Source organism: Okeania sp. SIO2F4 (assembly GCF_010672385.1).
Classification (GTDB): Bacteria; Cyanobacteriota; Cyanobacteriia; order Cyanobacteriales; family Microcoleaceae; genus Trichodesmium.
Genome location: NZ_JAAHGT010000187.1, coordinates 1 through 12566 on the forward strand (window position 1 = coordinate 1; position 12566 = coordinate 12566).

Here is a 12566-nt window from a genome sequence, read left to right on the forward strand (position 1 = left end):
TTGGATATTTCGGGAGAGTAAACGTATTTAATTAGAGGCTAAACTCCCCCGACCTCCCCATCTCCCCACCCCCCCATCTCCCTATCATAAAAGGGTCTTAGGAATTCTTTATAAGGGATAGCTTTCACTCGTGGGGTAAGGGGGAATAGTTGTGGGGTTGGGGGGTTAGATTTTACAAATGAACCACAGTTTTAGTCTAGACAAGCTACTAGTCATATTTGCCCACCCTACCCATTAGCTAACTATGAGCGGCTTTTTCCAGATTTTTTTGTTGATGTAGATATTCAAAAACACTCTTATCACCAATATCTGGAGGTATTGCTTGAAATGCCTTTCGGATAGCAAAAATTATAAATAGGAACGCCCAAATTCCTAATAAAAATTCTTTCATTTCAATTGATAAAAAACCAACTAGATGAGACAGGAGTAAAAAAGGCACCAAAGGTGTGAGTAATTTAGTTTCCAGACGGTTAAAGCAAAAAGCTTCTTTGAAATAAATACCAGTCAAAGCAGCAAAAGTAAAACCTACGCCAAAAATAGTGACTGGATTGTTGTAAACTGTTAAGGCAAGGGGCTCACTACTGTTAATTGCTAAGATTACCGTGGTAATGGCCCCTATAAGCCAAAATAGCTGGAGTATTCGGTGTAAGCTGGCCATATAAATATGAATAGTGGCCAAACTTACACCTAAAGCTAGACAAAAACAGCCAATTAGGGGCGTAAGTGCTTGAATAACAGTTGGATTTTCACCTTGCCATAAGACTAGGACACTGCCTAATGTAAAACTAAGGGCAGCTATCATTAAGCCAGTACGGTAAATAATCACACCCAGGCGATCGCTTTTAGTTATGGTAAAATCTCCGAACTGTCCTTGATAAACTATTGGTTCTGGAGATTGTAGTATTTGTGTCATAGTTTACTGCTTTTTTCAATTCTCCCGACCCCAACTTACCTTATGGTTTGGGTCTCATGCCGACATTAAGATCGAGTGCGAGTTTAATGTTGATTTCCTGATGCAACCGAGGCTGTCGGCAGTACCTCGTCCACAGGCATTAGTTGCAAGGCAAGTTTGCAGAGCATGACCTAGGAAAGCAATCTAACCAAGCAGAGCTAGACGTAAATTATAAGTTAATAATGACAATAATGCAAGGGTTAGATCGGGTGGAAAATTTGTGGTTTTAGGGAACAGGAAATCTAGTAACTAAAATACTCTACCTGGATGAGAAATGCTATACATTTCTATTAACTGTATATTTTTTAATAATAAACCTGGATAAAGGGAAAACTTCATGCCAAAATCTAATCAAAGACAAAATAAAAATAAGTCTCAACCTGATACCAGAGAGCTCAGACCAATTGAAATTGATGAGACTATTGTATCAGGGAAAACTCCTAAAGTGAATGGCGGAGAAAATCTAACGATAACTGTACCTATTGAAGATTTTTTACAGCAGATAGGTGCTTTTCAAGGGATAGAAGGAGAAGATGAAGCAGAACAAATTCATTGGGAAGTTTTTGAACAAAAATTAGAGGAAATTTTCGGCACTACAAATCTAGAAGTTAATCCGACTAATTTAAAAAAGTATTTAAAATATCTGAAGCAAAATCTGACAATTCCTTGTTTAGTTACAGGTATGGAAGAATTTGAATGGGAAGAACATTATACAATGGGTCCAGGAAGTAAAAAAGAATATCAAAAGCTAAAAAAGACACAACCATCTTACACAGATAAATTTAATCTGTTAAAATTAGATAATAAATTAGATGTCGAATACGGAATTTTAGCTGTATTGGAACGCACTACAGATAATCGAAAGTTTACATTGCCACTAGCGGATTTAGAAACAGTTGTAGAAGATTCTATTAATGCTGAATTATTAGAAGATTATTCGATGTGGTTTTTTACTTATTGTGACTGAAGTAATTATATTGTAAGTATTTAGCTATTAGTTATTGGCTGGAGCGCCACTAACTTATTCTTTTTGAAGGAAGAATCAGAGTTGAAAGATTGAGCGAAAATTAAAAATTACTTTTAATAATTAATAATTACCTCTTATTTTTAAGAAGAGGATTGGTTAAAAGCAAAGTTTTTTCTTTTTTTATCCCCGATTAAAGATAGGCTTTAAATCTTAATTTTTCGGTCAAAGCATATTATATTAAATATGATGAGCGAAAAACTAATTATAGATTCTTTAATATTGCTTATTGAGCGTGACTTGTTGCCTCACCCCATAATCGAATTAGAATAGGTGTATTTTGAAGATTATCTGCTGGTATTTGATTAAAAGGTTCTTCAATAATTAATAATTAACAATTAATAATTAATAATTACCTCTTCTTATAACGGATAGGATTGGCGCTCAAGGAATTTTTTTTCTTCTCAAGGGGAGATTGGATCTGGCGCACTTCGGAGCCACTCTCCATTCAGAGGGAAACCTCGCCATCCCATCCTACTCCAAGCTCCGCAATTCAAGTCGGCGTTAACGCTGCGCGACATGAAAAACGTAGTTGTGCGGAGCGCTAAACGACCGCTTTTTCTCTTGAAATAGAAGGCAATAAAGCCGAATTGATTAATTATCAATTATCCATTAGACTTCTTGCAGAAGTCAGGGAATAGGGAATAGAGAATAGGGAATAGGGAATGAAATTGTTTATTTCATATCTTGAATTGATTTCATTTTTTATTTTTGGAGATGTCTATTATCTATTGGTAATATTATTTGTAACAAAAATTTATCAAATTGGTATTATTGGGAGCGATAGTTTTGGAAATTTTACTAGCATGGTTAGAGCTTTAAACCAATATTATGATTTCCTACTGTTAACATTACGGAGTCACTTGCTTTGTCATACCAGTTTATTGAAAAAGAGAATAGGGGATAGGGGAGGCTGGAATAGAGATAATTTTAATTTCAAATTGATGGACAATGGGTAATCTTTGGGTTAGTGTCTCCTAAATTCCTAATATTTTTTTTCACACTTTGTATAACTTATCTTCAGATTAATACAGCAGATTCGATCGCTAATTTGGTACAATTAACAGGGTAATTTTTCGCTTTTTCCCTATCCTCCGACCCATTTTCTTTAGGCTCTAAGAACGTTAGATGCAACGTCCCTACCTCTAACCTACTCCCATTAACCATCAATTTATATACCTCATAACTTCAGAAACTGCTGTAAATCAGGTAAATCTCAGGGACTCTACTCAAATCACTTCATTCTTGTCAATCTGTCTTGAGAAATACTTTATAATTTGTTGAGAAACTGACAATATCTATCTGGGTATACTAGATATAATCTGTATAAATAAATTATTTTATAATTAATATTTGTATTTGTCAGCTTATATATCTCGATCTATTTCGTCATATAAGCTGTCAAAATTAACAAGAACAATTTTTAAGTGAAAATTTACAGGAAAACAATTATGAAGAATAATCAAATTAACAATCAAGATACACAAGATATACCTACAACAAATACTGACAATGTGGAGAGTAACCCTGATGCACAAAAAAAATTAATATCATCTAATAATCTCACTGATACTGCAAGTCAGGTAGAAGAGTTAACTATTGACTCTTCTACGAAAACAGCTCTAGAAATTATAGACAACGTTGCCGAAGCTGGAACATTACTCCAAGATTTCATAGAAACAACTTCAAAAGAGGCACATCAATTATTAGAATCTGTCACAGAGCAAACAGGAAAAACCTTACAAATAATCTCAGAAAATCCTCTATTAAAATTTATTAGTAAACTATGGGGAACCCAATGGATTATGTCAATTTTGGGAGAAGTTGATGTAGATAAAATTCAAATAAAACTAAGAGAAACTAAACTAAAATATCCCCAAGAAACACCTAATCAAATTGCTCATCGGCTCATACTTAATCAAGCTTGGGAAGCAGGTAAACTTGGCATGATAACCAATGCTATTCCTCCTATTGCTTTAGCTTTATTTGGTGTAGAATTAGCAGCTACAACAAAATTACAATCAGAAATGGTTTATCAGATAGCTGCAGCCTATGGTTTAGACTTAAATGAACCTGCTCGTCGAGGAGAAGTTCTAGGAATTTTTGGCTTATCTATGGGCGGAAATGTGTTGAAAGGTGGCTTGAGTTTCGTAGAAATTATTCCGGCTGTTGGGCCTGTGGTTGGTGCTTCGACAAATGCTGTGATGCTCTACACTTTAGGGTATACTGCTTGCCAATTTTATGAAGCAAAATTGAATGGAACTTTAAATACAGAAAAATTAGAAACTTTTCAACAAGTAACAGAAGCTAATTTACAATATAATACGCAGGAACAGTTTGTTATAATTGACCAGATATTAGTTCACATGATTTTAGCTTCTTATCCTGATAAATCTTGGTCAGATATTCTGCCTGAATTACAAATGGTTGCACCAGCTTCAATAGAGACAATTGCAAATCATTTAGATAATCCTCTACCTTTGGAAATACTTTTAGAAAATCTTTCTCCATATTTAGCTATGTCAGTATTAGCACATTCTTATCGTATTGCCAAATTAGACAATATTATTACTCCTAAAGAGCAGCAAATCTTAGATGCGATCGCTCAAAAATTTGAAATAGATTTAAGCAGTCTGGAAATTGACTACTAATTTTTTAAATTGTCAGATTTACGATCTATCAAAAGTAAGAATTTGATAATTTACAGGATATTTAAGACTTACTACTGTTGATAGATGTGAAAAAAACTTTAAAATTGTTTTAATAATGATAGATGAAGTTAAAACAAAACAATTTTATGTCTAAGCTAAATATTGGTTTAACACAAGAACAACGCCAAGGTGTAATCATACTACTAAATAAAGATTTATCAGATTTATACCTACTTTTAATTAAGACGAAAAAATACCATTGGGATGTAATAGGTCCTCAATTTAGAACATTGCATCAACTTTGGGAAGAACATTATCAAGCATTAACAACTAACATTGATGACTGTGCTGAGAGAGTCCGTGCTTTGGGTGGTTATCCAATAGGTACAGCAAAAGGTTTTCTAGAACAAGCTTCCATTAAAGAGGATGCTGGTAATATACCTGCACCTAATCAAATGGTGGCACAACTGCTAAAAGACCACGAACAAGTTATCCGTAACTTACGAGAGCATATTGATGAATGTTCTGAAAAATACCACGATGAAGGAACAGCTGACTTTTTAACTGGGTTAATGGAACAGCATGAAGAAATGGCTTGGATGCTACGCTCCTTTATTGAGGGGGAAGTCATTGAGAGCAATGGAAACAGACTAGGGGTTGAAACTCCAACTACTGTAGAAGCAAGATAACATAAGCTCGCGACTACCCTCAAAATATTTTCTGTAGAGGTGGGTTATAACCTGCCTGAATAATTTTCATGACTTACGCCAAATTATTTTCGGGTGCGTTGCAACGCACTTTATGGGTAAGCTACTGTGTAAGTCGTAATTTCCTTACTCCAAATTAACTGCACATAATCAAGAGTCAATATTTATTTATGGTACAAGAATATAAAGCAGAACAGACAATTTCTGCAATTTTTAAACAAGAACCTCAAGTTAATGATGTTATCGATCGCCTACTAAAGCGTAACGTTCCCAGAGAAAATATCTCTGTGATGGGGAGAAACTTTGAGTCTCAAACTCGCATTACTGGTTTTATTAGCAAGAAAGATGTAATTGTGGGCGGTCTGCGAACAGGAGCAATTTTTGGTTCCCTGTTTGGTTCTCTATTAAGTTTGCTCACAGGAGTGGGTGTACTATTCATTCCTTTTGTCGGATCGGTGGTGGCAGCAGGTCCTATTAGTTCCGTGTTATTGGGTGCTGCTACTGGTGCTATTGCTGGTAGTGCTGGTGCAGGTTTAGCTTCTGTACTGACAACTTTAGGAATGTCGAAGGACAAAGCTGCCATCTACGAAACTCGCTTGAAAGCTGGAGAATTTTTAGTGATGGCAGAAGTTCCTGCCAATAAATCTGGAGAATATCAACTGTTGATGGAAAGTGCTGGTGGGGAAGAAGTTCATATTAGCGATCGCACCTTACCTCGTCCTTGTCCTGGTCGCTGCAATAGTCCAGAAGATTTATCCCCTGAAGTTCGTTCTCATTTATCGGCAGATGCTCAGAAAGTTTTCATCGACCGCTACAATTCTGTGTTAGATCAAACAGATGATGAGTCAAAAGCAGAACAAGCTGCCTGGGATAAAATACATCAGGATTATGAGGAAGATGAAAATGGGATTTGGTCTAAGCAAAAAGTAACTGCTTAAAACCTGCGGAATGTAGAATCGAGATATTGCAGTAATTATTGTAGGGAGTTTCCATTGAACCTCCCTACTGTAGTCTACCAAAATGAAAATTGCTAAAATTGCTGAGTCAATCTTGATAAGATAGAAATATTATCTGATGACAAAATCTTCCGCCGTGATAGTGGGGTTACCACTTAGAGTAGCAAACTGACTGCCATTTCCAAAACCATTCTCACTACCATTAGCATTGTAGAACAAAGCACCATTAGTAGAGTTGTAAACAATAATAGCGTCGCTGGTAGCAGCATCGCTATTATTTTCTACGGTGGCAAACTCATCCCCAATATTTTCACCAGAAGCAGTGGTAATTTCTGTGAAAGTCGTCAAGTCCAGCAGAATTAAATCTAAGTCTGGGTTGAAATCTGTAATTTCATCTATCCCTAGGTCTACTTGACTAAATTCACTATTAGCAGCAAAAATAAAGCGGTCAATACTCGCGCCACCAGTTAGGGTATCATCACCCGCACCACCATTGAGGCGATCGCGACCTTGACCACCACTGAGAATATCTTCCCCACTACCTCCTAACATCCTGTCATTACCTAGACGACCTATTAAGGTATCATCTCCATTCCCGCCAAAAATAGTATCGTTTTCCAAACCACCATTAACACGGTCATTACCATCACCACCACTAACACGGTCATCTCCACGATTGCCATTAATCTCATCGTCCCCAGCAGCACCATTAATAGTATCGCTACCACCCAGACCACTCAGAGTATCATTACCACCGAGACCATCAATATTGTCATTACCCGTACCACCTTCTAGGTTATCAGGTCCTGAAGTTCCCGCGATAGTCTGGTTAGCTGTAAATTCATAAACAGTAGTAGTACCACTAATTTCATTACCAACTACTAATAACGCCTCTCCATTAGGACTATCTTCTGGGGAGATAAACACAAACCCTTCTGGAGCTAAATCTCCTGCTGCTGATAGTTGTTCTGGGGTTGGGTCTGGGTCACCATCCGCATCAGTATCAAATTCAACGGAGAAGTCACGGTTATTGATATATTGCACAAAACTTGGTTCAGTGGGGTTGCTAACATCATAAACCATGATTCCCCCTGTGCGTTCTAGACCAATAAAAGCATAGGTTTTACCATCTAAAACTCCTGTGGTTATAGCTTCAGGTTCAGGACCAAAGTTATCGCTACGAGTATCAAAAGTATTTTCATCCCGGTCAGAATTGAAGTTATTTAGTAGTTGCTCTGCAGTAGTTTGTTCAAAATCATCACCACTGTTAAACACCAAGTTACCAGCACGATCCCAAACACTGAAAGAGCGACCACCATAAGTAACAATTTGGTCGTAGTCGCCATCACCATCAATATCGCCGTCTTCCGTTGTCACCCTCAGACGACCTAAAGCAGCATCATTCTCAATTGCAGCAACATCAAAAACATCCGGGTCGAGTACATAATCTTCATCTCCTACCCGCGCTTCTTCATCAAGAGCATCAAAAGTTCTGACATCTCCTTCATCTGCTGTGACATAATAGGTTTCACCCTCTATAGCAAAGGAAGCAATACTATCTGGTTGCAATAACCCAAAAACAGGCCAGTTATTGAAATTAATCCCACCATCTCGATCGCTAGGGTCAATTTGATTACTTAGTGTTGAGAAATCAATTACACCTAGAACTACTGGTACTGGTTCGGGGTTGAGAGGAACAGTACCATCACTATCAATTTGTTGATCTAGGAGACCGAAGTCATTATCATTCAGTACCGCTAACCGTCCATCTGGTAGTAATGATAGACCTTCAATTTTGTCTCCAGCAATATAACCAATGGAAGGTAGGTTAGTTACTTTAATTTTATTAACTGCTTGAATACCTAATGCTGCTAAATCATCTGCCGTTTGTTGTTCTAGGGTTTCCCCCTCTGGTAAACTTGGCGCATCATCAGCAAGTAAATTAGTTGCACCTTTGAGGTCTATTTCAAAGATAAACTTTTTGCCTGTTTCAGTAATAGAGGAGTCTCTTTCTATAACAAAGAATTTACCAGTCTCTGGATCGTAGACAGCATCTCCCATTTTATCAACTAATTGACTAAGGTCATCCGGAGCTAAAGTTGGTTTTTCTAAGAGATAGACATATTCTGCTACAGGTTCTCCAGTATTTGGGTCAATACCTAACATTCGGATGACACTGGAATTGTCGGAAGCATCACGGTTAGGGTTTGCTAGGGGTGTTTGAATAAAGGTGTAGAGAATACCTTCGTCTGTATCCAGAGCAAGAGCTTCAAAACCACGGTTACGGCGACGGTTAGAATATTCTGCTGGTAGGGTTTCTGTTCCAAAAGTTCCTGCTGCTTCTCCTGCTAGTGCTCCTGTTCCTTGGGGTACAAAGCGATCTATGAGTGTTCCATCAGTATTAAAGTGGTAAATGGCAGGACGATATTCGTCTACAGTCCAGTAAGTACCGTCATCGTTGATAACAATACCTTCCATGTCTGCACCAAAGGGGTCATATTCTAGGAGTTCGCCAAATAGGTCTACAGGTTCTTCATCTATTCCTGGAATATTAGGTAAACCTGTGATGGGAGTTGTACCGTCTTGCCTAGTTAGGAGAATTTCTTCAGTTATTTCAATATTGTCACTCTCTTCATCTAATGTAAACCGAACAATTCTTGCTTGATAGTCTGGCAGAGCAAATGGTCTTTCGTTAGCGCCATCACCGTCTACATCTGTGGGTGCGCCATTAGGTCCGCGGTCTGGTACAGTAACAAATTGTAAGTTGCCGTCTTCGTCCTCACCTTCAAACCATAGTCCGGATAAACCACCCAGGATAATTTCGTCACCTCCTTCAGTTGTATCTAAAACTGGCAGGTCGGAAAATTCAAATTGTGTCAGGTTAGGAAGACCGCGACTGTAGTCTTTTACTCCCAATGGTAGAACATCTACAATAGTTGCATTGTTAATATCTACCACTGCCACAGCATTATTTTCTTGCAGAGTTACAAACGCTGTATTGTTATCAGCAGAGGGAGCGATAAATTCTGGTTCTAGATCTTGAGCTGCATTTGACCCTGGTCCGTATATTCGCACGCCACGAGAACGCAATTCCTCTTCGCGACCAATGAAAGCAGTAAAGTCGGCGGTAGAGACATTTGCTTGAGTTAAATTATTTACTCCATTAGAAATGTCAATAATACTAACGGAACCTTCTGGGTCATTACTGTAGTCGTCGTTGGGTTCTCCTTCATTTGCAACTAGAACTTTTGTACCATCAGAAGTGAAGGTAAGCATATCTGGTAATGCACCCACGGTAACTTGACCGAGTTCTTCACCATCAGCATTGAAAAAGACAACTGTGCCTGGATCTTGTTTGACGTCAGCTTCAACTGCTACTGCTACAATACCATCATTAACTGAAACACTATTGGCAACTGCACCAAAAGGGGAAACATCTATTTGATTTATGAGAGTTGGGTTGGTCGGATTGCTAATGTCTAATACATCAATAGTGGCACTATTGGCATTGACAACAAACACTCTTTGTGTATTGGGGTCATAAGCTGGAATTTCAGCAGCACTCTCATCGAAAAGTCCTGTTTCATAAGTACCTAATACTCGGAGTTGTGGGTCAGTCATTAATCTTCCTAGTTGTAGATATGTTAAATACACCGAGGGTATATTAGCAGTTTCTCTTTAAAATAACTTTAAATAGACAATTAAAAATCAAACTTTGCTCTTAAACATATAATTCAGGAATTGTCAACTACCCCAGGCGATCGTCTGGTTATACCATTTCTCAAAAAGAATGCTATATCTAATTGGGTGGGGTAGGGACGTTGCATAAGGGCGTCCGTACGGGAGTGTGGGGAGTGTGGGGAGGAGTAAACATAAGAAGACTAAACATTAACTGAGCTACTATTAGCAAAAAAGTGATTAGATATGTGTTAATTACTTAATAACTGAAGTGTGACCTAAGTATAGCAATACTTTTGGTAATTAGTATTATACCATTTCGACCTGATGTTGCACTTAATATCAAAGATGAGAATAGTCAGTGTAATCAGGTCTGAGCAATAATTATTAAGCGCATTGTTACAGAGAAATGGTATTAGGTAATTAATAGTTGACCTTTTTTTGAAATTATTGTTATCTAAATAACTATTTTTGTGGTTGATAATGATGACATTGGTCGCAATTTCCGGTTGGGTTAACAGCACAAAGCAAAAATGGAGAATGAGCATTATAAATGCAGGTAGCTTTCCGGTCAGTTGTTTTGGCTAATAAGTTTAATTTTTGTTGATGGTATGCAATTAGTCTTTTGATATGGCTATGAGATTGTAGTCTCATTCTCTCCATTCCTAAGTTTTTCATTTTTTCAATCTATTTTTATGATTAATTCTCATACTTAAATATAGCATAATTAAAGATTAAACTGGTTGTCTATTTAAACTATAGCAATCAGGAATCAAATCTGAGAATTGAGATGTTCCTTAAAAGTATAAAATATAGCAGTTATCTTATTCATTAAGATACATTTTTTTCTTCTTCTCTATTTCCTGTTCCCTATTTTCTGTTTTCTGTTCCCTGTTCCCAGTTAAGTGTTCCCTAAAAATCTGCAATATCTCACAACTCAAATCATATTGCTATACATGAGATTAAAGGAACAAGTGGCTTTCACTCCTACTAATCATTTTTGGCTATTTTATAGCTTAAATCAAGTACCTAAAAGCTTGTTAATAGCAAACCTCTAAATTCAGTTATCAAACATAAATTTATCGGAAAATTGGAAATAATCGGGTTTATTTAACCACGGCTTGTACCTTCTTTATAGGGAACAGGGGGATCTTCGTTGGAGCGACTAACAAACTGATGAAAAATTTCTTCTGCCAATTCATTAAAATGTTTGACTTCCAGATTATTTTTCATTTTTATATTCGGCAATCCTATAATTAATACTATGGATAATGCCCATAGCACAAAATCAAATTTATTGTACATACTAAATCACCTATGAATAATAAGTTTTTAAATTAAACATTAGGAGTTTGCTGAAAGTACAGTTGTATCAATAGGTGAATTTTTAATTCTCGGCTAATCGATTTCTATAAATCAGATAGGAATAATTATTAGCTGTTCAATAATTGATACGTTTGTCTAAATTATTCTTCAGATAAAAAGCTTAGTTTTACGTAAAATCAATTTTTTTTTATTTACGGAATAAGAAATATTCAAGTTGTATGTAATAATTATTGCAATTAGCGCGTCGCGTATCAGATTTCAGATTGAAGAGGTTAGCAAATCAACTCCTAATTTATTAATAATAAGTTAATGTTTAGTAGAGATATATAGCAGTTATATTGAGTGCTGTCAAAGATGTTTTTTGTTTTTAGACAAGAAGCAAGAGACAAAAGAACAGAGTTTAGTAACTTTTATCCATTTAGTAAAACAGAAAAAAAATATTCCCTCTTCTGATAAAGAGGGAATAGTAGCATGACCAGGGAAAGTTAAAACCGAGGAGGCCAACTAATAACTAGGACTTGGTGAAAAAGTCTGTTTAAGGAGTAGCGGAGTAATTTTTTTGCCCAACTCTTGTCCAAAATGCTAAATTTTTGATTGTTTTCAACTGAAACAGGCGCACTTTTTTCGACCATAAAAAAGCTCAAAACTTTATATGTCATGCTTTTATATTTAATTAGCAAGCCCTAACTGATAACTAATAACTGATAACTGAATCAAGACACCAATCTTCTAATCCAACCATTAACTGTAAAGCGACTATCTTCAAATGCTCTGGAAGGACAAATTACAGGCATTACTTCATGTCGGCAACGGCTGTTAAAAAAGACGATTGAATTATTAGCAGGTGTAATAGTTTGATAATTCTGATGAGTTATTGCTTCACCACCTTTCAATTCAGTATCATAAATTCTCAGTTCACCTCCAGAAAAAGCTTTGGGTTCTTGATAAAAATAATAAACATAAGTAATTTCTCTACTGGCAGTTTTTTCGCTACCCGCATCATTGTGAATTTTGTAATAACATCCATCATTATGTGCCGTTAGTTGCACTTCAATTTCTGATATCTCGAAGGGACGAAACTTTAGTTTGGTTAATACTTCTGGCAAGGTTTCTAATATTTTGCTTTGAATAAGTGCTGATAATTCGGGAAAATATTGTGAAAATAGTACATAAGATTGGCGATATTTATCTGCTTTAGTTGTTGTGGTTGATTCAATATATTGGTCTTGTTTTTGAATTGCCTCCTCTATAGCCTTTTGATTGTCTTCAGGC

Annotated in this window: 9 protein-coding genes; 4 read left to right on the forward strand and 5 right to left on the reverse strand. The window is 36.5% G+C overall.

Annotated elements, in window-relative coordinates; genetic code table 11:
• Positions 1-238: 238 nt before the first annotated feature.
• Positions 239-913, reverse strand: coding sequence for a DUF2301 domain-containing membrane protein (locus F6K22_RS14145; protein ID WP_293098625.1), 675 nt, complete (start codon positions 911-913; stop codon positions 239-241).
• Positions 914-1289: 376 nt separating this feature from the next.
• Here F6K22_RS14145 and F6K22_RS14150 point away from each other — a divergent pair, with 376 nt between their 5' ends.
• From F6K22_RS14150 to F6K22_RS14165, 4 genes are all read left to right on the forward strand, one after another.
• Complete coding sequence (locus F6K22_RS14150; protein ID WP_293098627.1) at positions 1290-1919, forward strand: hypothetical protein; 630 nt, start codon at positions 1290-1292, stop codon at positions 1917-1919.
• Between the two features lie 1508 nt (positions 1920-3427).
• On the forward strand, positions 3428-4627 hold the full coding sequence (locus F6K22_RS14155; protein ID WP_293098629.1) for a YcjF family protein: 1200 nt from the start codon (positions 3428-3430) through the stop codon (positions 4625-4627).
• A gap of 146 nt (positions 4628-4773) precedes the next feature.
• Positions 4774-5316: a Dps family protein gene (locus F6K22_RS14160; RefSeq protein WP_293098632.1), complete on the forward strand. Its 543-nt coding sequence runs from the start codon at positions 4774-4776 to the stop codon at positions 5314-5316.
• A gap of 188 nt (positions 5317-5504) precedes the next feature.
• Entirely contained in the window at positions 5505-6272 is a 768-nt protein-coding gene (locus F6K22_RS14165) for a ChaB family protein (RefSeq protein ID WP_293098634.1), read from the forward strand.
• A gap of 129 nt (positions 6273-6401) precedes the next feature.
• Here F6K22_RS14165 and F6K22_RS14170 read toward each other — a convergent pair whose 3' ends face one another.
• The 4 genes from F6K22_RS14170 to F6K22_RS14185 form a co-directional block, all read right to left on the reverse strand.
• Entirely contained in the window at positions 6402-9911 is a 3510-nt protein-coding gene (locus F6K22_RS14170; RefSeq protein WP_293098636.1) for a choice-of-anchor I family protein, read from the reverse strand.
• A gap of 522 nt (positions 9912-10433) precedes the next feature.
• Positions 10434-10646, reverse strand: a complete 213-nt coding sequence (locus tag F6K22_RS14175; protein ID WP_293098638.1) for a DUF6464 family protein — start codon at positions 10644-10646, stop codon at positions 10434-10436.
• 432 nt (positions 10647-11078) lie between these two features.
• Positions 11079-11201, reverse strand: coding sequence for a hypothetical protein (locus F6K22_RS14180; RefSeq protein ID WP_293098641.1), 123 nt, complete (start codon positions 11199-11201; stop codon positions 11079-11081).
• Between the two features lie 806 nt (positions 11202-12007).
• Positions 12008-12566, reverse strand: a 559-nt coding sequence (locus F6K22_RS14185; RefSeq protein WP_293098643.1) for a 2OG-Fe(II) oxygenase, incomplete at its 5' end; no start/stop codon positions are given.